A 20,335-nucleotide genomic window follows, 5' to 3' on the forward strand; every position below is an offset into this window, starting at 1 on the left:
AGCGGACCATTACTAATCGGTCGAGGACTTAACCAAGTCAAAAACGCAGTTTTCGAGAAGAGAAGATATTGTCTAGTTTTGAGAGAACAAGGTTCTCAAAAATAAGTGTGGTGGCGATAGCACAAAGGCTACACCTGTTCCCATTCCGAACACAGAAGTTAAGCTTTGTCACGCCGAGAGTAGTTAGGGGATCGCCCCTTGCGAGGGTAGGAAGTTGCCACGCGACCAAAGTCGTTAGTCGATTGACTAGCGGCTTTTTTTGTATTAATTTTTAAAGATATAAAGTAGTTTTTGCAACTTAATAACAGCTCTAGTGTAGTAGTTTATTTCTATGCTAGAGCTATTTTTCGTTGAAATAGTAACACGCAATAATTTCGTTGTGCTATACTCGCGTTAAGGTAAGGGCCTTTTGAGAAAGAAGGAATTGATATTATGATGTCACTTGGGGAAAGAATACGTGCAGAACGCGAGAAAATGGGGCTTTCAAGAGAACAATTTTGCAAATTAGAAAATGAATTGACAGTTCGTCAGCTTAGTACTAATGTAGTATCGTGATTTTTACATAAAAGAAATGAGGGGAACTTATGGAAAATGAATGGACAGCAAGTAGGAGAATTTATTGGGGGCTTGTTTTTTTCGTAGGCTATTTCTTTTTCAGCATGTTTTTTTATGATGAAACTTTATATTTCAAGACAGGGTTCACTTTAATAATGGCACTTTTTGCTTTGATTGTAGCAATAAAAGCTGATAGAAATGAGAGATACTTAGATAATTCAGTCGAAAAATTCAATAAAAGGGTATTTATCTGCTATATTACACTTTGGGGATTCTTAAGTATTTTTATCATTTTAAATATCATAGCCGTTTCGCAAACGAAATATGCTCTTATTAGTGCTTTAATGAGTTTGGCATCGAGTATTTTTGAAGAATCCATAGGTCGTGGCCTTTTTTTGAGTGGTTTTATAAAGTTTTTTGATTATCGAGATTCAGCATACGTTTTGACGAAAGCTACGACCTTTTCAACCTTACTTTACAGTGGAATCTATTTACTTAACATTATTTTTGTCGCCCCCCAGATCATTTTTCAACAAGCCATTTGTTTGATACTAATTGGTATCATTTTGGGTGTGTTTAGAATTAGAACGAATAGTTTATGGGTCCCAATAGTCATTCATTTTATTTTGAGCTGGGGTTCACTTGGATTGATCGTTGATCAGAGTCTACTCAATTGGCTTTTACTCGCATTACTTTACTTACCGCTGGCATTGTTTAGTTTATTTTATCTACGAAGACTTGATCAAAAAAATACTGCAGTTTCGAGATGAGGGTCTTTTTTTTTGCCCTAGTTGCAATTTATAAAAAAGCATGTTATATTTTACTTATAAAAAGTAAGTAAAATATAAGAGAGGTAACGTAATATGAAAATCGAACTTGGAATCTCAACTTTTGGCGAAACGACACCACTTCGAAAAACAGGTCGCCCGATCTCACATGCTGAGCGTCTTCAAAACTTAGTTGAAGAGATCGAATTAGCAGACAAAGTTGGACTTGATGTGTATGCGATCGGAGAACACCACCGCGAAGACTTTGCCGTTTCAGCACCAGAGATCGTTTTAGCAGCTGGGGCCGCCAAGACAAAAAATATTCGCCTTTCAAGTGCAGTGACGATCTTATCTTCCCTTGATCCGATCCGAGTTTATCAACAGTATGCGACGATCGATGCGCTCTCAAATGGCCGCGCCGAGATCATGACTGGTCGTGGTTCGTTTACGGAATCTTTTCCACTTTTTGGTTATGATCTAAAAGACTACGACGCACTTTTTGATGAGAAAATGGAAATGTTGCTAAAAATCAACGAACAAACGAAGCTAAATTGGCAAGGAAAATATACCCAAAATGTAGATAATTTACCAGTTTACCCCCGAGCAGTGCAACCTAAATTGCCACTCGAAGTTGCGACTGGTGGAAATATCGAATCAACGATCAAAGTTGCTGAATGGGGCTTGCCGATCGTTTATGCGATCATTGGCGGTGACCCTAAAAACTTTGCACCGTTGATCAAATTATACCGCGAAGTTTGGGATAAGTTAGGTCATGACAAAGCCAAACAAAAAGTTTCAGCGCATTCTTGGGGCTGGCTGGCTGAAGATCAGACTAAAGCTGAACGTGATTATTTTTACCCGACTAAAGTTTTGATCGACACGATCAGTCAAGAACGCCCCCACTGGGAACCATTGACTTTTAACGCTTATCAAACGATGATCGGTGAAAATGGAGCGATGTTTGTCGGTGATCCAGAAACAGTTGCTACAAAGTTGATCAAAGTGATCGAAACGCTCGGGCTAGATCGCTTTATGCTCCATCTACCAGTTGGTTCGATGCCGCATGAAGAAACGCTAAAAGCGATCGAACTCTTTGGCAAAGAAGTTGCCCCTAAAGTCCGTGCACATTTTGCTAAAAAATAATTCAGTCAGACCCAGGTACTGTTAGGGCCTGGGTCTTATTAGTAGCTCGTGTAAAAGAAAAGGTTTACAATTAAAATATTAAATATTTAAACTGAATTGGCAAGTCTCAAAGAGAAAGTTACAAGCGATGTGTCTGAGACGAGGCTAGTATTCAAAATCAAGGAAGAAAGGAAAAGCTATAAAACTTTCTCGTGAACATCGTTATAGTAGGATGTAAAAGTGCGGAAAAAAGATACGATCTTACGCGAGTTACAGCAGGCTAAACAGGCGCTCACTGCGAAAGAGATGGCGCAAAAACTCAAGATGGATCGCACCAATGTCAGTCGTCATTTAAATGAGTTAGTCAAAGAAGAAAAAGTTAAAAAACTCGCTGGGCGTCCAGTCAAGTTCAAAGCAGTGAGCTTTTTGACTGAAAAATATATCACGTTTGAAAATTTGATCGGCAAAGACGGTTCTTTAAAAAATCAGATCCAAAAAGCTAAAGCAGCGATCTTATATCCGCCTTTAGGGTTACACACTTTGATCTTTGGCAAAACTGGAACAGGGAAAACGATGTTTGCTGAATGCATGTATCGTTTTGCGCTTACTTCAAAAACTTTAGCCAGTGATGCGCCGTTTATCACCTTCAACTGTGCTGACTATGCGCAAAATCCTCAGTTATTATATGGACATATTTTTGGGGTCAAAAAAGGCGCCTTTACTGGGGCAGAAACTTCGCGCAAAGGTCTGTTAGAACAAGCCGATGGGGGGATCTTATTTTTAGACGAGATCCATCGCTTGCCGCCAGAAGGTCAAGAGATGCTCTTTACTTTCATTGATAAAGGAACGTTTCGGCCGTTAGGAGCTGAGCAAGAAGAACAAGCCAAAGTTTTGATCATTGGTGCTACGACGGAAACGAGTCAGACTTTTTTGACGACGTTCAACCGGCGGATCCCGATGCAGATCGAGTTGCCTGCTTTGAGCGAGCGCTCTTTAGATGAGCGCTTAGCGATCATTGAAGAATTTTTACAACAAGAAGCAAATCGCTTAGAAAGTACTATTAGCCTTGATCGCCGAAGCCTCTTAGCTTTTCTAGCCTATCAGCCTGAAGGAAATATCGGTCAGTTAAAGCGCGACCTCAAATTAGTTTGTGCGAAGGCCTTTTTGCATTATCAAACAGCTAAAACCGCCACTAAGATCGCGATCACCGAAGAAGATCTGCCGTTAGTCGTGCAAAAAGGTCTGCTGCGTAGCCAAACGTTGCAGGCTAAATTACCGCACTTTTTAGATAAAAATGAGCTTTGCCTTGTTTTAGATCCCGGCGAAGATAACGTGATCTGGCGTAAAGATCCAAATAACGACATGGAGGTTTATGATTCGATCACGACTAAATTAGATGAACTTGGGAATTTAGAGCTCTCCACGATCGACCTTGAAAAATTGATCGCCGCCGATGTCGACCGTTATTTTTCGACTTATGTGGAAAAACTGTCGCATACAAATACGTACCGCGAGATCATCTCAGATAAACTTTGGCATTTAGTTGAGCAGATGTATGCTAAAGCAAAAGAACGTCTAGGTCGCCACTATGACGAAAAAGTCCGCTTTGCTTTTGCGTTACATCTCAATGCGACGATCGAACGCATCAAAAATGATCGGTTCGTTGCCCATCCAGATCTCAATGATATTCGTCGCCAAAATACAAAAGAATTTCAGTTAGCGCTAGAATTTTCAGCCCAACTCGAACAAGCGTATAATATCGTTTTACCATTAGATGAGATCGGCTTTATCACGATGTTTTTGACGATGGACGAGACAAGTGAAAATGCCAGCTTAGCAAACGAACAAGTCGAAGTGCTTGTCGTGATGCACGGAGAGCAAACAGCAACAAGCATGTTAAAGACAGCTCAAGATCTCTTGCAGACAAAGTGGGGGCAAGCGTTTGACATGCCCCTTTCACTTTCGACTGAGGCGATGTATCAACAAGTTCGCACTTATATCGCTAAACATCAAGCCAGTTTAGGACAAGGCGTGATCATCTTGACCGATATGGGTTCCCCGAATAATTTTGGCAAACTTTTGACGCATGAGTTTGGGATCAAGACGCGGGTGATCTCACTTGCAAGTACGATGCTCGTCTTAGAGAGCTTACGCTTAGCCACACTAGGTCGGACTTTAGCCGAGATCTATCAAAGTGTGTCGTTGATCTTTGAAAAACAATGTTTAAATGATGAACCAAAAGAAAAGCCTAAAGCTAAAGCCCTCGTCGTAGCTTGCTTTACTGGGGAAGGTGTTTCGGCTTATCTTTATCAACTTGTAAGTCGTTTAGTCGATCCAGCTGAGATCGAGATCGTGCAGATGCAGTCACTTGAAAAGGCGAAATTTTTAAAGCAGCTCGAACAGCTGAGCTTAGAAAAAGAGCTCGTGGCGATCGTGGGCACGGTTGAATTAAATTACCAAAAGATCCCCTTTGTTCCGGCCTTTGATCTCTTTCAACGAAAAAAAGTTTTAGCTTTCCAAGAGCTTTTAGGTCCGTTGACGACGAGTGCTGAAGTCAGCCACGCCTTAGCGAAAGAATTTGCTAGTTCATTAGATGTCACGCAACTCTTTGCCCAGATCGATACTTGTTTACAAACGTTTCGAAACGAGCAAGAGGTGCTCTTGGAAAATTCAGTCTGGCAAGCCCTTAGTGTACACTTAGGTTTTTTGATCGATAAGCTGACTAAAAAGCAGTTGCCTCCGCTCTTTCCTAATTTGCAACATTTTAAAGCACAAAATAGCCTGCTCTTTACCCAACTCAAAAATTATTTGGCGCCGTTAGAAGAAGAATTTGGCGTCACATTTAGTTTTGATGATCTAGCATATGTCGCAAAGATCATCTGCAATAATCAAATCAAGCTAGAATTACACAGTGTGTGATCCTAGCTTTTTTGTGTGTAAAATAAAAACCTTGATATTTCGCGGTTTTTTAGCAAAAAAGTTGGCACGGATCTTGCTATAAGTAAAGTGAAAAGAAAAATGAAAGGGTGTTCAAAATGGAAAGGATCATGTTAGTTTGCTCAGCTGGAATGAGCACGAGTTTATTAGTGACGAAAATGGAGGAAGTTGCGCAAGCTCGCGGATTGGAGACTGATATTTTTGCAGTCTCGGCCACTGAAGCTGAGAGTCGTTTGCAAGATGCAGAGCATCCAGTCGATGTTTTATTGCTAGGACCACAAGTTCGTTATATGAAGCCACAGTTTGAAGGAAAATTAGCCGGTCAGATCCCAGTCGATGTGATCGACATGAAAGATTACGGCATGATGAATGGCGAAGCAGTATTAGATAATGCTTTGACGTTGATCGCCCAAACAAAGTAGGGGGCTAAAATGATGGAACAAGGACAATTAGAAAAAGTGATGGGCTTGATCATCAATGCTGGGAACGCTAAAAGTGATGCGATGGAAGCGATCCAAGCGGCTAAAAAAGGTGATTTTTCCTTAGCGAAAGAAAAATTACAAGCAGCCGATCAAGCTTTATTAGAAGCCCATCATGCGCAAACCGAGCTTTTGACGGCTGAAGCCCAAGGTGAAGCGTTGGAATTGACGTTGTTAGTCGTTCACAGTCAAGATCACTTGATGACAAGTATTACTTTTAATGATTTAGCTAAAGAAATGGTCGAACTCTATCAAAGAATGGCAGCTTAGGAAGTGAGCTAATGAAACTGACACATGATGCCCAAACGACAAAAGCAGTCGCACAGTTAGTTGGATATGCGTTCAACAAGCAACAAGCGCTAGACCAAGATGAAATTTTTTTATCACGTTATAAGCATGCAGACTTGTACGGTGAGACAAATGAGCAAGAAGTGACGAGTTTTATTTTAGTCGATCGTTTTAAAGTACAACTCTTTGAAAAGGTCGTCAGCTCAGCTGGGATCGGGTATGTTGCGAGTTATCCCGAACATCGTGGAAATGGGGCGATCAAACGCTTGATGCAAGAGATTCTGCAAGATCTTTTTGCAAAACAAGTCGCACTTTCGCAACTAGCGCCGTTCTCAGAAAGTTTTTACCGCCAGTTTGGTTATGCCGTTACAAGTTTGCAAAAATGCTATCGGATCAAAGAGCAAGCTTTTTTAGGCTTTAAAAACGAACAAAAAGGAACGATCAAACGCGGTGACTGGCAAACTTTAGCGCCGCTTATCAAAGCGTTATATGCTAAGCAACTCAAAAATAAACAAGTTGGGACACTTGTCCGTAGTTCATGGTGGTGGGAGCGTCTTGATAAGTATTATGGCGGTCGCTTTTATGCAGTGATCTTTGACCAAGCGGGGCAAGCGTGTGGTTATCTGAGCTATCGCGTAAAAGGGCCCCAGCTATACGTTGACGAGTTAGTTTATGAAAATGCCTTTGCTTTACGGAAATCATTGACATATTTAAAAGCGCATCTAGCTTCATTTCAAGAGATCATTTATAATGCTCCGTTGCATGAACAGCTTGAAAGGTATTTTCCCGAACAACGTCTATTAGAGATCACGCAAAAACCATATATGATGAGTCGGATCATCGATGTAAAACAAGTTCTCCCGTTGTTCTTTCCTAAAGAAGTCGTCGTTGAAGTGACAAACGATGATTTTTGTCCACAAAATGTCGGACGTTGGAAAGTAAAGGGTGGAACGTGTCAGCCAAGTAAAAAGCGCCCAGATCTTGCAGGCTCGATCACAGCCTTAAGTGAATTGTTGTGTAGCGATCTGACGCTTGACCAAGCTAGTCTTTTAGAAAAGCTCAAGCTTGAGCCCCACAAAAAAGACTTGCAGTTACGTAAAGGGCAACAGAGTTTTTATGATTATTTCTAATATAAGGAGGAAAACACGATGGATAAATTTGTAAATTTTATGGAAAAACATTTCATTCCGATCGCATCCAAGATCGGGAACCAACGACATCTGATCGCTATCCGTGATGCTTTCATGGTCACGATGCCATTGATGATCTTAGGGGCTTTAGCCGTAATGATCAATAACTTGTCGCTTTCGATCCCAGCCTTTGGGAAATTTATGGACATGATCTTTGGCGGTGAGTCTTGGAAAGGTTTCGGAGCAGCTGTTTGGAACGGAACCTTTGGTGTCTTATCTGTTTTTATCGCCTTTTTAGTCGCATATAACCTAGGAAAACATTACGGTAAAGATCCACTTGGAACTGGGATCGTTTCTGTTGCTTCCTTCTTTACTTTAGGAGCAGCGACAAGTGGGATGAACTCATCTGGTCTCTTTGTGGCTTTGATCGTAGCGATCGTTGTGGCTGAACTCTTTACCCGTTTAGTAGGTAATCCAAAATTAGTTATCAAAATGCCCGATGGTGTTCCGCCAGCAGTTGCGCGCTCATTTGCCTCGCTTTTCCCAGCAATGATCGTGATCTCGCTCTTTGGGGTCGTGGCTGCGATCTTTACGGCTTTTGGGGTCAAAGATATGTTTGCCGCCTTCTACGGCGCTGTGCAAGAACCGTTTATGGGCTTAGCTAATTCATACGGGTCAGCCCTCTTGATCGCCTTTATCACTCCATTCTTATGGTTCTTTGGACTACACGGAGCTAATATGATCGATCCGTTCATGCAAGCGATCAATGCGCCAGCGATCGAAGCTAACGCCAATGCACTAGCAGCTGGCAAAGCGATCCCATATATCGTTAACAAACCGTTCATCGATTCCTTTGTCAACTTAGGTGGGACCGGGGCGACTCTTGGGTTAGTCATTGCGATCTATATCGTAGGGCGTCGTAATAAGCCGTACATGGTCGTAAATAACTTAGCGGCTGCGCCAGGACTCTTTAACATCAACGAACCTTTGATGTTTGGCTTGCCAATGGTCTTGAACCCACTGATGTTTATTCCATTTATCTTGACTCCGATGGTCTGTGTTACGACGGCTTATTTTGCAACGAAATTCGGACTTGTCCCACCGGCAACAGTTATGCCACCGTGGGTCACACCACCGATCATTGGCGGCTTTTTAGCCACACAAAGTTTTGCCGGGGCTTTATTAGCAGCGGTCAACTTAGGGATCTCGATCTTGATGTACATTCCGTTTGTTTCCTTAGCAACACGGCAAGAATTGAAAAAAGAAAAAGCTGCATAGTGGGGTGAGAAGATGAAACGTGAATTAGGGATCTCACTTTATCCTGACCATAGTGATCCTAAAAAAGATCGAGTTTATTTAGAACAAGCGGCCAAACTTGGCTATACCCGCCTTTTTATGAGTATGTTAGAAGTCAAAGAAGGTAAACAAAAAGTCAAAGAAAAATTCAAAAGTATCATCGAACATGCTAATGAACTAGGATTCGAGACGATTTTAGATATTGCGCCGGCGATCTTTGATGAGCTTGAGATCTCATATGATGATCTGAGCTTTTTTAAAGAATTAGGGGCCGCTGGGATCCGCCTTGACGAAGGCTTTGACGGCAGTAAAGAGGCACTTTTGAGTTACAATCCAGAAAAATTAGCACTTGAGCTCAACATGAGCAATGATGTGATGTATTTAGATAATATCTTATCGTACCAAGCTAATCAGCCTTTCATCTACGGGTGTCATAACTTTTATCCCCAAGCCGGTACAGGCTTGCCGTATGCTTTCTTTGTCAGATGTAGCCAGCGCTTTAAAAAATATGGACTCAAAACAGCAGCTTTTATCACTAGCCAAACGGCCACAGGCGGACCGTGGGATGTCAACGATGGCTTGCCGACGCTTGAGATGCACCGTAAGTTACCACTTGAATTACAGGCAAGACACCTCTTTGCGACGAATTTGATTGATGTCGTGATCATCGGAAATGCGTACGCTTCGCCCGAAGAGTTAGCGGCAGTTGCTAAAGTCGACCGCTATAAGTTGAGTTTAGGGATCGAGTTCAACGCAAATGCTACTGAGCTTGAGCGAAAGATCGTCCTTTATCCTAAACATTTTCGCCGGGGTGATATTACAGAAAATGTCGTGCGCTCAACGCAAGTTCGGGTCAAATACGCTGACAAACCTAATCCAGCCCACGATGAACAGCAAGAGTTTCAAGTTGGTGATGTTGTGATCGGAAACGATGCTTTTGGTAAATATAAAAACGAGCTCCAGATCGTCTTAAAACCGCACCGCGATCCGCGAAAAAACCGAGTCGGCCAACTTCCTGCTAACGAACACTTTTTGCTAGACTATATCAAACCGTGGACGAAGTTTGAATTTGTAGCTAAATAAAAGGGCAGTTTGCACCTTAAAAAGAAGCACTAGGGCTTAGTGCTTCTTTTTGTATGAGTAGCAGAGCGTGTGGAAGAAATGGGTGCAAAAGGTAATAAAAGTATCTTTAAAAAAATAATGTTAAAAAAATGAGCGAAAAGGTTTACATTTTTAATGACCCTATGTATAATAAAAATTGTAATGAAACCGGTTGCGTAAACCGGTTGCATAAAAAGAAATCATTCAAGGGAAATTTATTAAGGAGTTGAGATAGTTGAAAGCGCAGTTCAAGAAATTTTTCAGTTTTGAATTTTGGCAAAAATTCGGAAAATGTTTGATGGTCGTGATCGCTGTTATGCCGGCTGCTGGTTTGATGATCAGTATCGGTAAGACGTTAGCGATGATCGATCCAAATATGACAGCACTAGTAACGACCGGGGGCGTTATCGAACAGCTCGGTTGGGGCGTTATCAATAACTTAAACTTACTGTTCGCTTTAGCGATCGGTGGTAGTTGGGCAAAGGAACGTGCTGGTGGTGCATTTGCAGCCGGTTTAGCATTTATTTTGATCAACATCGTTACTGGGACAGTCTTTGGGGTCACAGCTGAAATGCTTACTAGCAGCAAAGCTTACGTCCACACGATCTTTGGTAGCAAGATCTTAGTCAGTGACTATTTCGTAAACGTTTTAGGTGCACCAGCGCTTAACATGGGTGTCTTTGTCGGTATCATCGCTGGTTTTGTTGGGGCAACAGCTTACAACAAATACTACAACTACCGGAAATTACCAGATGCTTTATCATTCTTTAATGGTAAGCGCTTCGTTCCGTTCGTTGTTATCTGGCGTTCAACAGTCGTTGCGTTAGTTTTAGCAATTATTTGGCCAGTTGTACAATACGGTATCAACAGCTTTGGGATGTGGATCGCTAACTCACAAGAAACAGCTCGTTTCTTAGCTCCATTCCTTTACGGTACGTTAGAACGTCTCTTACTTCCATTTGGTTTGCACCATATGTTGACGATCCCGATCAACTACACTTCTCTTGGTGGAACATACGAGATCTTAACAGGTGCACAAGCAGGACACCACGTCTTTGGGCAAGATCCATTGTGGTTGGCTTGGACAACTGACTTAGTTAACTTAAAAGGTGCCGGTGACATGGCTAAATACAACTACGTCTTGACACACTGGACACCAGCTCGTTTCAAAGTTGGGCAAATGATCGGTTCAACAGGTATCTTGATGGGCTTGACTCTTGCAATGTACCGCAATGTTGATCCAGACAAGAAGAAACAATACAGTTCAATGTTTATCTCCGCTGCTTTAGCCGTATTCTTGACAGGTGTTACAGAACCACTTGAATACATGTTTATGTTCGTTGCAGTACCACTTTACATCGTATATGCGATCATGCAAGGTCTTGCTTTCGCTTCGGCCGATCTGATCAACTTACGTGTTCACTCATTTGGTAACATCGAATTATTGACCCGCTCACCTATGGCTTTCAAAGCTGGCTTAGGTCAAGATATCTTCAACTTCATTTGGGTATCCTTGCTCTTTGCTGTAGTCATGTACTTTGTAGCTAACTTTATGATCAAACGCTTCAACTTAGCTACACCAGGGCGTAACGGTAACTATGATGGCGTCGATAATGGTGGCGACAGTGGTGCTAGTGGCACAACAACTGCTGACGGTAAAGCAGATCCTAATTCACAAGTCGTTAAAATCATTAACTTGCTTGGTGGTCGTGAAAATATCTCTGATGTTGATGCCTGCATGACACGTTTACGTGTTACAGTGCGGGATAGCAGTAAAGTTGGTTCTGAAGAAGCTTGGAAACAAGTAGGTGCGATGGGCTTGATCGTAAAAGGCGAAGGTGTCCAAGCCGTTTACGGACCAAAAGCTGATGTTTTGAAATCTGATGTGCAAGACTTACTCGACTCGGGCGTTGAGATCCCTAAAGTTGACGTTGTGAGCGGTACAGTTACAGAAGAAAAGACGATCCAATATAAAGGGGTCAAAGAAGATGTTGCCACAGTTGCTAACGGGGAAGTTGTCAAGATCGAAGATGTCAATGATCCAGTCTTCTCACAAAAAATGATGGGTGATGGTTTTGGTGTCAAACCAACAGACCAAAATGTTTACGCCCCAGTTTCTGGTAAAGTGACAAGCGTCTTCCCAACAAAACATGCGATCGGTCTTTTGACAGACGCAGGTTTAGAAGTTTTAGTTCACATGGGCTTAGATACAGTTGGCTTGAATGGGGAACCATTTGACGTCAAAGTCAAAGAAGGCGACCAAGTCAAGTTAGGTGACTTACTTGCCTTAGCTGATCTAGATAAGATCAAACAAGCTGGTAAAGATGACACGATCGTTGTGGCCTTTACTAACGTTCAAGATATCAAAGAAGTATCGATCGATAAACTTGGACTACAAAAGGCTAAGACTGTGATCGGTTCAGTCGAACTTTAAAATCAAACGACGCATAGTGAACGCTCATTATGCGTCGTTTTTATGTGATAAAATAGTGGCAAAGAAGAAAGGTTCAAGAGAAATGGCAAAATTTTTAACGTTGAATACCCATAGTTGGTTAGATGAAGATGCTTTGACACGCTTAAAAATCTTAGGCGATAAGATCATTACTGAAGGTTATGATGTGATCGCCTTGCAAGAAGTCAATCAACTGATCACAGAAAAAGAAGCAAAGTGCTCCAAAACGTATGTAGCAGTTGCTAACAAGCATGCGTTACATGCTGACAATTATGCTTTGAAATTAGTTGAGTATTTAAAGACTAAAGGTGTGACATATTACTTTACGTGGGTCTATAACCATATCGGCTATGATAAATATCATGAAGGCGTAGCACTTTTATCGAAAGAACCATTTACGAAAGTGCAAAAAGTTTTGACGTCGAATGTTGATGACGAGCACGACTACCATACACGCTATGCCTTGATCGGTCAAACAAGGATCGCTGGTCAGTCTGTGACTGCCGTCAGTGGACATTTTTCTTGGTGGGAGAATGGTTTTTTAGCTGAGTGGGAAAGACTTGAAGAAAGGCTCGGCGAACTTGACGCGCCTTATGTGATCATGGGAGATTTCAATAATCCCGTCGCTTCGAAAGGACATGAACGGGTTTTAGTCAGTCCTTTAGGTTTAGTTGATAGTCACGAAGTAGCTAAAACCGTCCTAGGACAAGCAACGATCGAAAAAGGGATCGATGGCTGGGAAGAAAATCAGTCTGAATTAAAGATCGACTTTATCTTCTTATCAAAAAGCTTTGACGTTTTAGAAAGTCAAATCATCTTTGACGGCCAAAATGAAGCTAAGATCAGCGACCACTTTGGCGTGGCATGCGTGACAAAATGATAAAAAACTATTACTAGACAAGATGACTTCAGTTTTGGATGAAGTCGTCTTTTTGGTTGAATGATATTTATATATTAAAAAATGATGTTGATTAAATTTGTTTTGTGTGATGATATACTAATCAAAATTAAAGGAGGAGGGAGATATCATGAATGCTATTTTGGAATTACAGACTCTAGGATTTGAGAATGTACGTGATGCTCGTGTTCCAAACGGTTCAGGATCATCATCATCTAGTCTTTCACATAGTTCGATCAGCATTTTTTGTTGATAAAGTTGGGCTGGTAATTAATTACTGGCCTTTTTTATTAACTAGATATCGATTAGAAAATATGGAGTTATTTGATTATACCAATTATGTAGCAGAAAATAATTTTTTCTATAGAAAAGATGACAATGTTCGTCTAGATAATCTAGACCTATTTGAAATAAGACAGCCACTAGGAAAGGATTGGGTAGTATATGTCGACAAGTATTGGCATAATGTTATAAATAAGAAAAATTTTTCAATAAAACAAGGATGGAAGATTCATATCACAGCAGATATAGATGATGCACAAAAGATGCTAGAGGAAATATCTGAATTTTTAATAAAAAAAGAGATATCTTTTAAATTTGTAACCTCTAAACAAGAGTTATGGCGGAAAAATAGCAAGCAGGGAGATAAATCTGCTGTGGGAAAATTTATCACGGTTTATCCTCAGAATGAAGAAAGCTTTTGCATTCTTTTAAATGAATTAAAAAGTATAACAGATTCATATAAAAAAGGTACCTATATTTTAAATGATTGTTGTTGGCAAGAGAGTAATGTATTTTTTAGGTATGGTGGGTTTATTAGGAATGAACAAATCATCAATGGTAAAAATGTACTTGTAATTGAAGATGATGAGGGAAATTATATAGAAGATAAGCGAACCCCATATTATTCAGTACCAAGTTTTATATCTGAACCTAACTATGTTAAAAAATTTAATACATTTCCTGATTCGAAAGAATTTGAAAAAATAAAAAATCTTAATATAAATGAAGTTATACATTTTAGTAATTCTGGTGGTGTATATAAATTTGAAGATCGTAAAAAATCATATATTTTAAAAGAGGGTAGATTTAAATCAGGGTTAGATGGATTGGGAAAAGATGGATTTAAAAGAAATAAAAATGAGTATAGAAATCTATTGTTATTGAAAAAAGTACCTAATGTAATTGATGTATATAGTTACTTTGAATCTTGGAGAAATAGCTACTTTATAGAGGAGTATTTTGCTGGAGAAACTTTGAGAAAATTTGTGGCATCCAATTACCCACTGCTAATTGAAGATGATGCTAGTGATTACTTATATTTAGTGGAGATTGTCGCTAAAAAATTGTTCTCTACATTAGAAGATATTCATAGTAATGGTATAGGTATTGGGGATTTGAGCATTAATAATATTATGATTTCTAAAGAAGACGAAGATATTGTTATAAAAATTATTGATTTAGAAAATTCTCAATTGATATCTACAAAGTATGAACATACATTGGTTACACCAGGCTTTTTTGCAAAAAATATCTCTAGTATAGTTGAAGCTGATTGGTTTAGTTATATTAGAATTATAAGGTATATGTTATTACCTATAAATTTTGTTCAAGATTTTGTAAAAGATATAGTTACAGTTCAAAATGAAATTATTGAAGAAAAATTTGGCAGAAATGTAAAGGATATTTTACAGATTTTGGATAATGTACAGCTAAAGAAGATTCATTCTGATTATAAATTACCATATCAAGTTGAAGGTTTATCAGTTGTGCAAGAAAAAATAGATTTTCAAGATATAGGAAAGTATATCTCTAGTTTAGAATTGGGATTAAATAACACTATGCTCAGGAATAATACTTTAGATATTAATGGAGATATTCCTCAATTACATAACGAATGGGATAGGTATAATGTATCCAACGGACTTTTTGGGGCATTGTTAGTAATAAATAGGGTAAGTAAGTTAAATAAAGGGGCATTGAACAGCAAGATTGAAGTGATAATTGAGAATCTTTATACAATTAGAGATACTCGTTTGGGATTATTAGATGGAGTAGCCGGAGTTGTAACAGCGTTGCTTGAAATGGGATATTGTGATTATGCTGAGAATTTATTGAACTTATATACAGTTGATAGTGTGCGGACGTATAAAGAAGATATATCTTTGGAAACTGGTCTAGCTGGAATTGGATTGTTCTTATTAGGCCTATACAGAGTTAATAAGGATACAAAAGATTATACACTTTGTTTAGAGATTCAAAAACTTATCATAGATAAAATAAAGAACATGTCTAAGAGTGATGAAGTTGATGTTAGCTTATTTCAGGGATTGAGTGGACCGCTACTGTTCTTGGTATTACTTAGAAATGAATTGCATCCAACAGATAGACAAGATATTTTTTTGGAAAAATTACTGGTTATGATACTTGATCAGATTCAGTTTGATGATACTATGAGATCAGCCTTTATTCTGAATAAAGAGAAGAAGTATGATCGAATAGTACCATATCTAAAAAATGGTGTGATAGGTTTAGGACTAGTCCTTCTAAAAATAGATGAACAAAAAATTTTTTCTAGAAGTATATCCCAAAGATTAAAAGATATATTAAACCATATGCTAAAAATAATAAGAGTTACATTTTCATTTGATGCAGGCCTATATGAGGGACAATTAGGAATTATATTGTTTGAATACTGTTATAACCATAGATATAACGTTGATAGTAACTATACGGTGAAATTATTGCAAAATTTGAAATTGCATCTTCTTTATAAAAATAATGAATTACATGTTACTGGCAAGTATGGCTTACGCTGTTCGCAAGATATTGCTACTGGGGCGGCTGGAGCTCTATCAGTTTTAGAGGGGATCAGGCGTTCTAATTGGGGGTATTGGTTACCTATTTTGGATTTTGAAGAACTATTTAAATTTAAAGATAAGTAATTTGAGTAGAGAAAAATAAAGATCTATCGGAAAACGTAAAACATGAAGTAGATCTTTATGAACGGTGATAGGTAATGAAGAAAAGAAATATTTGTTTTCCTAAATGTAGGTCGATAAACTACATTGTTCATGTTTTATATCGAGGGTAAATTATGAAACAAATATGCGCATTAAGTCGGATTTTTTTTCTTGAGGCTCTGAGTAATAAATTTGTTTTGATTTTTAATCTTATTCTGCCAGTCGGGATCTTTCTTGCAAATAATACACAAGGACTGCCACGTAATTTAAATGAAGCTCTTCTTATAGAGCAACTTAGCCTTTATTGGGGCTATATTATCCTTGTGACGATCTTCAATTCAATTATTCTAAATGTGGTAGCGCAAAAAGAAAGAGGGATATATTTAGAATATACGTTGATTTCAAGATCTAAATATCAAGTATTTATAGCACTAGTATTAGTTCAACTAGGTACGATTTTTACTGAGTTACTACTTTTTAACAGCATAGCTTTATTCATCTTTCCGACGTTGAGGTATTTGAAGTTACTCGAAATTACATTTCTAGGAACTTTTTTAGCAGTGCCTGTGATCGGAATATTGAGTCTGTTGTTGCTCTTAAAAACAAATGAGCGTACTTTTTCAGTCATTGAAATTATCTTGATCTTTACTTTATTTTTGCTAGATGATGTCAAAGGACGATCTGAATTTATTTCTTTGCTGAATCCATTGAATTATTTACGCCAGATATTGATCTTACATGGGAGTTGGAGCGATTTTTTACTAGTGACGTTCATATATTTAATAACAGGCTGGATGAGTCTTGTAAAATTTGATGTTAGACCACAGTATAAGTAGGGGATCGATATGCAAATAAGTAATTTAGATAATTTAGTGTCGCTGTTTGAAGAAGATAAATTGAATATTTTGACTGGGAAAAATGGAAGTGGGAAAAGTACTCTCTTGGATCAGCTTGCTGGGCTCGGGGGACAAACAAGTATTTTTAGCTCTAAGAGTATTGCTTATAAATTACAAAAGAACTATTTTTTTCCAGATCTAACGGTAGCGCAGACCTTAGCATTATATGACAAAATGACTATTGATCAACAGCATAAAAAGTGGTTAGCGCAATTTTACCAAGATAATATCCAGGATAATTTAAGGGTCAAGATGGGAAATCTGTCAGGTGGACAACAACAACTTGTTTTAGATTATGGCATACTCCTTTTGAAACGAGATGTTTATTTGTTGGACGAACCATTAACGGGAATAGACGAAAAAAATGCCAGATCGTTATATGAAATTTTTGTAGACATAGCCCAGTCTAAAGATAAAATGGTCATCGTCGTTGAGCACGATCGAAACATCATTGATACTTATAAGTCTGTGGCTAATATTATCACGCTATGAAGCAATAGTGGTAGGTGTGTAGATTTTGATATATTTAAAAAACAAAAACGATCTTTCTTGGGAACAGATCCTTATCGCATTACAGAAAAATAACAAGGAGATCTTATACACTGTTTGGGCTGATCAAACGTTAATATTTGCTTTAGATACGGGGAAAGTCCACTTGTTTAAAATGGACTATGATGCAAAGGGAAATAAATTTAGGGTCCGTCTTATTGAAGGGTCAAAAATGTCTACTGAAGAGTGGGATCTAGTAGCGGAATATGTCCGCCATTGGTTTGATCTAGAATATTCGCTCGTTGATTTTTACGCTTATTTCCAAAACGACCCTTTATTACGTCCGCTTTTGGAAAAATATCGTGGTCTGCCTTTGATCGGAACTCCAAGGTTGTATGAGGCATTGACTTGGGGGATCATTGGACAACAGATCTCTTTACCTGTTGCGTATCAGATAAAAGCAAGGTTTGTCCAAAAATATGGTCAAAAGATCAGCTATAAGGGTAAGGAATATTGGACTTATCCGCATCCTGGATCTGTGCAAAACGCTACGCTCGATGAATTAGCAAGTCTGGGGTTACCAAAAACAAGAGCGCAATATCTTGCAAATGTTACGGAAGCGTTCTTAACAGGAAAGTTAGATGAGAGAGTTATTTCTCGACTCGAATTTTCTGAGGCACAGCAATTATTGCTCTCACTAAAGGGAGTCGGACCTTGGACTGCTGGCGTGGCACTCATGAGCTCACTGCGTTTCCCTAATGTTTTTCTCACCACCGATGCCAAATTGCTCAATGGCTTAAAGAAGCTTTTTCAAACAGCTAAACGCCCAGAGCAAGCTCAACTTACTAAGTTAAAAGAAGTATGGGGGGCTCATGCTTCACATGTGATCTTTTATATTTGGCAAGATGCTTGTTGACCTTCTAGATGAAAAAACAAGTCCTTCCTCATTTTTTGGAAGGACTTGTTTTTTTATTTTCCAAGTTTATCTAAAGCCAGTGTCTTATCAAAGAGGGCTTGTTCGGCAGAACTCAATTTATGTGCGATCTCGATCACAGTTCCATTGAAAGTTGCGATCGCATTTTTATGGATCATCTCAGATAACTGTGGATCTAAAGCCGATGTTCCTTCGTCTACAAGTAACAATGGACGTTCTTGCAACAAAGCACGGGCTAATTCGATCCGTTGCTTTTGCCCGCCAGAAAGATCAGCCCCAGCAGGTCGTAACTGTGCGTCGAGCCCGCGTTTAGCAACGAGTTCTTCTAGACCAGTCAAAGCGATGACTTGTGCTAACTTTTCCTGGGAAATATCTTTACCTAAGCAGAGATTGAAACGTAAAGTATCGGCAAAGATCCGAGGTTCTTGGGCGACATGAGCGAAGTAGGCATGGGTCGTTTTAGGATCAACAGTTTGACAGTTGAGCTCATATGTACCTTTATCTGGTGTCAACTCACCTAATAAGACTGTCAACCACCACTGACTAAAGTCAATGGCTTGTGAGCCGAAAATCCTCGTGGATTTCAGACCACAATTTGCGTAGATAGGGACAACTTGCTTGACCAACCAAGGTTGCAATCAAGTAGCGGTCGTCTAATTACCAACGCCTTTTATGTCCCCAGGTTGCCATAGGGACAGATAAGCTAGGATAATTTAGCAATTCCCTTATCCAGAATATTTTTAGCTGCATTCCAATCACGAATATGATGAATACCACAGTTCGGACACGTCCATTTTCGATCAGCTAACGTTAGTTTGTTCGTGCCATTAGTACCCATCACAAAGCCACAATTGTGACATGTTTGTGTAGTATTTCTTGGGCTGATTGTGATAAATTGTCGACCATATAGATCTGCTTTATAAGCCAACATGCCGAGAAAGGAACGCCAGCCAACGTCAGAAATACTAAGCGCTAAAGCATGATTCTTGAGCATATTCTTACTACGCAACTCCTCAGCTACTACTAAATCGTGGTTCTTGATTAGTGCAGTAGAGATTTGTTGGAGAAAATTATGTCTTTGGTTCATTACTTTGGCATGGAGTTTAGCAACTAACAAGCGTTGCTTTTGATAATTTTTACTATCGCGTAAAGAACGATGTTCTTTTTTGACACGCCGTTGTCGTCTAGATAGAATACGCTGTTCTTTAGCTAATTTACCTTTAATAGTGCGATAATATCGTGGATTAGGAACTGTGTTACCTTCATTATCGGTTAAGAAATTATCAGTATTAAGATCAATTCCAATATGTCCGTGATTAGCCTTGGACACTTTAACAAAAGGTTCATCTGAAGCTAGTTGCATTGATAGAAAGAAGTGATCCGCTGGATCTTTAGTCAATGTCACAGTACCAATTCTAGTCTCACACATTCTCCTCAAGAGACGTGCTTGGGAACCGGCAACACGTAACAATCCTATTTTAGGTACTTTGATATGGCTATTATCTAGAAAACATACTGTACCGTTAGTTAGCAACGCAGTCTTTTGCCCTGGGTATTGACAATTGGTTTGATAACGCCAGCGATAACTCTTTCGATGAAATTTAGGAACACCAGCAGTGTGAACCTTCCGAAAGGCATTCCAAGCTTTTCGGTAGTTCTGAATGGCATTAGCTTTCGCCAAACTGTCAATTCGTTTATCTTCTAAAAATTGATAGTGATTAGACATTTGTTTAGCGTTTTGACGCATAGTTAGTTGCTTAATACGCTCCTGGACTGTGTCAATCGGTAACTTAACTCTGCGAAGTTGCATCAGTTCCTTACCGATCGCAACCATTTCGTTATAGATAAAGCGACTAGCGTCACTGTTAATTTTAATCAACTGCTTTTGTTGGTCACTAGGGTAGCAACGCATTTTCAGGCCATAATGATATTGCATTTTCGCCATTGACTTCATTTGATTCCACCTCCTTAATTGATATAATGATATTGTATCATATGTCAATGATAATAAATATAGGGGTAAATAAA

18 protein-coding genes and 2 rRNA genes (1 of these 20 only partly in view) are annotated in these 20,335 nt (G+C 39.2%); 18 read left to right on the forward strand and 2 right to left on the reverse strand.

What is annotated here, in order from left to right:
- From QFX10_RS04260 to QFX10_RS04345, 18 genes are all read left to right on the forward strand, one after another.
- Positions 1-36: ribosomal RNA gene (locus QFX10_RS04260) — 23S ribosomal RNA — on the forward strand; it begins 2,887 nt to the left of the window's first position.
- Positions 37-106: 70 nt separating this feature from the next.
- Positions 107-223: ribosomal RNA gene (gene rrf / locus QFX10_RS04265) — 5S ribosomal RNA — on the forward strand.
- A 209-nt stretch (positions 224-432) separates the two neighbouring features.
- Entirely contained in the window at positions 433-555 is a 123-nt protein-coding gene (locus QFX10_RS04270; RefSeq protein WP_280606970.1) for a RodZ family helix-turn-helix domain-containing protein, read from the forward strand.
- Positions 556-584: 29 nt separating this feature from the next.
- Positions 585-1,325: a CPBP family glutamic-type intramembrane protease gene (locus QFX10_RS04275; RefSeq protein ID WP_280606971.1), complete on the forward strand. Its 741-nt coding sequence runs from the start codon at positions 585-587 to the stop codon at positions 1,323-1,325.
- 93 nt (positions 1,326-1,418) lie between these two features.
- Positions 1,419-2,465, forward strand: coding sequence for an LLM class flavin-dependent oxidoreductase (locus QFX10_RS04280; protein WP_280606972.1), 1,047 nt, complete (start codon positions 1,419-1,421; stop codon positions 2,463-2,465).
- 219 nt (positions 2,466-2,684) lie between these two features.
- Positions 2,685-5,363, forward strand: coding sequence for a sigma-54-dependent transcriptional regulator (locus QFX10_RS04285; RefSeq protein ID WP_280606973.1), 2,679 nt, complete (start codon positions 2,685-2,687; stop codon positions 5,361-5,363).
- 116 nt (positions 5,364-5,479) lie between these two features.
- Positions 5,480-5,803: a PTS sugar transporter subunit IIB gene (locus QFX10_RS04290; RefSeq protein ID WP_280606974.1), complete on the forward strand. Its 324-nt coding sequence runs from the start codon at positions 5,480-5,482 to the stop codon at positions 5,801-5,803.
- 9 nt (positions 5,804-5,812) lie between these two features.
- A complete protein-coding gene (locus QFX10_RS04295) occupies positions 5,813-6,130 on the forward strand; it encodes a PTS lactose/cellobiose transporter subunit IIA (RefSeq protein ID WP_280606975.1) in 318 nt (105 codons plus the stop codon).
- Between the two features lie 11 nt (positions 6,131-6,141).
- On the forward strand, positions 6,142-7,278 hold the full coding sequence (locus QFX10_RS04300) for a GNAT family N-acetyltransferase (RefSeq protein WP_280606976.1): 1,137 nt from the start codon (positions 6,142-6,144) through the stop codon (positions 7,276-7,278).
- Between the two features lie 18 nt (positions 7,279-7,296).
- On the forward strand, positions 7,297-8,556 hold the full coding sequence (locus QFX10_RS04305; RefSeq protein ID WP_280606977.1) for a PTS sugar transporter subunit IIC: 1,260 nt from the start codon (positions 7,297-7,299) through the stop codon (positions 8,554-8,556).
- Between the two features lie 12 nt (positions 8,557-8,568).
- Positions 8,569-9,657, forward strand: a complete 1,089-nt coding sequence (locus QFX10_RS04310) for a DUF871 domain-containing protein (RefSeq protein ID WP_280606978.1) — start codon at positions 8,569-8,571, stop codon at positions 9,655-9,657.
- Positions 9,658-9,910: 253 nt separating this feature from the next.
- Complete coding sequence (locus tag QFX10_RS04315) at positions 9,911-12,109, forward strand: PTS transporter subunit IIBC (protein ID WP_280606979.1); 2,199 nt, start codon at positions 9,911-9,913, stop codon at positions 12,107-12,109.
- 82 nt (positions 12,110-12,191) lie between these two features.
- Entirely contained in the window at positions 12,192-13,007 is an 816-nt protein-coding gene (locus QFX10_RS04320) for an endonuclease/exonuclease/phosphatase family protein (protein ID WP_280606980.1), read from the forward strand.
- A 148-nt stretch (positions 13,008-13,155) separates the two neighbouring features.
- Positions 13,156-13,278 carry a hypothetical protein gene (locus tag QFX10_RS04325; protein WP_280606981.1) on the forward strand — a complete coding sequence of 41 codons (123 nt, stop codon included), beginning with the start codon at positions 13,156-13,158 and terminating at the stop codon, positions 13,276-13,278.
- Between the two features lie 61 nt (positions 13,279-13,339).
- The gene (locus tag QFX10_RS04330) at positions 13,340-15,970 is read left to right on the forward strand and encodes a class III lanthionine synthetase LanKC N-terminal domain-containing protein (protein WP_280606982.1); all 2,631 of its coding nucleotides are present in this window, start codon (positions 13,340-13,342) and stop codon (positions 15,968-15,970) included.
- Positions 15,971-16,122: 152 nt separating this feature from the next.
- The gene (locus tag QFX10_RS04335; protein ID WP_280606983.1) at positions 16,123-16,824 is read left to right on the forward strand and encodes a hypothetical protein; all 702 of its coding nucleotides are present in this window, start codon (positions 16,123-16,125) and stop codon (positions 16,822-16,824) included.
- Positions 16,825-16,833: 9 nt separating this feature from the next.
- On the forward strand, positions 16,834-17,376 hold the full coding sequence (locus QFX10_RS04340; RefSeq protein ID WP_280606984.1) for an ATP-binding cassette domain-containing protein: 543 nt from the start codon (positions 16,834-16,836) through the stop codon (positions 17,374-17,376).
- Positions 17,377-17,401: 25 nt separating this feature from the next.
- Positions 17,402-18,289, forward strand: coding sequence for a DNA-3-methyladenine glycosylase family protein (locus tag QFX10_RS04345; RefSeq protein WP_280606985.1), 888 nt, complete (start codon positions 17,402-17,404; stop codon positions 18,287-18,289).
- 53 nt (positions 18,290-18,342) lie between these two features.
- Here the strand turns inward: QFX10_RS04345 and QFX10_RS04350 are convergent, their stop codons facing one another.
- Positions 18,343-18,840, reverse strand: a complete 498-nt coding sequence (locus QFX10_RS04350; protein WP_280606986.1) for an ATP-binding cassette domain-containing protein — start codon at positions 18,838-18,840, stop codon at positions 18,343-18,345.
- Positions 18,841-19,010: 170 nt separating this feature from the next.
- Entirely contained in the window at positions 19,011-20,261 is a 1,251-nt protein-coding gene (locus QFX10_RS04355) for an RNA-guided endonuclease InsQ/TnpB family protein (RefSeq protein ID WP_280606987.1), read from the reverse strand.
- Positions 20,262-20,335: the final 74 nt, after the last annotated feature.

The sequence above is a fragment of the Ligilactobacillus faecis genome (assembly GCF_029889745.1).
Classification (GTDB): domain Bacteria; phylum Bacillota; class Bacilli; order Lactobacillales; family Lactobacillaceae; genus Ligilactobacillus; species Ligilactobacillus faecis.

Coding starts and splice junctions, on each gene's coding strand:
- QFX10_RS04270 (WP_280606970.1), top strand. CDS start 433: ATGATGTCACTTGGGGAAAGAATACGTGCAGAACGCGAGAAAATGGGG.
- QFX10_RS04275 (WP_280606971.1), top strand. CDS start 585: ATGGAAAATGAATGGACAGCAAGTAGGAGAATTTATTGGGGGCTTGTT.
- QFX10_RS04280 (WP_280606972.1), top strand. CDS start 1,419: ATGAAAATCGAACTTGGAATCTCAACTTTTGGCGAAACGACACCACTT.
- QFX10_RS04290 (WP_280606974.1), top strand. CDS start 5,480: ATGGAAAGGATCATGTTAGTTTGCTCAGCTGGAATGAGCACGAGTTTA.
- QFX10_RS04295 (WP_280606975.1), top strand. CDS start 5,813: ATGATGGAACAAGGACAATTAGAAAAAGTGATGGGCTTGATCATCAAT.
- QFX10_RS04300 (WP_280606976.1), top strand. CDS start 6,142: ATGAAACTGACACATGATGCCCAAACGACAAAAGCAGTCGCACAGTTA.
- QFX10_RS04305 (WP_280606977.1), top strand. CDS start 7,297: ATGGATAAATTTGTAAATTTTATGGAAAAACATTTCATTCCGATCGCA.
- QFX10_RS04310 (WP_280606978.1), top strand. CDS start 8,569: ATGAAACGTGAATTAGGGATCTCACTTTATCCTGACCATAGTGATCCT.
- QFX10_RS04320 (WP_280606980.1), top strand. CDS start 12,192: ATGGCAAAATTTTTAACGTTGAATACCCATAGTTGGTTAGATGAAGAT.
- QFX10_RS04325 (WP_280606981.1), top strand. CDS start 13,156: ATGAATGCTATTTTGGAATTACAGACTCTAGGATTTGAGAATGTACGT.
- QFX10_RS04330 (WP_280606982.1), top strand. CDS start 13,340: ATGGAGTTATTTGATTATACCAATTATGTAGCAGAAAATAATTTTTTC.
- QFX10_RS04335 (WP_280606983.1), top strand. CDS start 16,123: ATGAAACAAATATGCGCATTAAGTCGGATTTTTTTTCTTGAGGCTCTG.
- QFX10_RS04340 (WP_280606984.1), top strand. CDS start 16,834: ATGCAAATAAGTAATTTAGATAATTTAGTGTCGCTGTTTGAAGAAGAT.
- QFX10_RS04355 (WP_280606987.1), bottom strand. CDS start 20,261: ATGAAGTCAATGGCGAAAATGCAATATCATTATGGCCTGAAAATGCGT.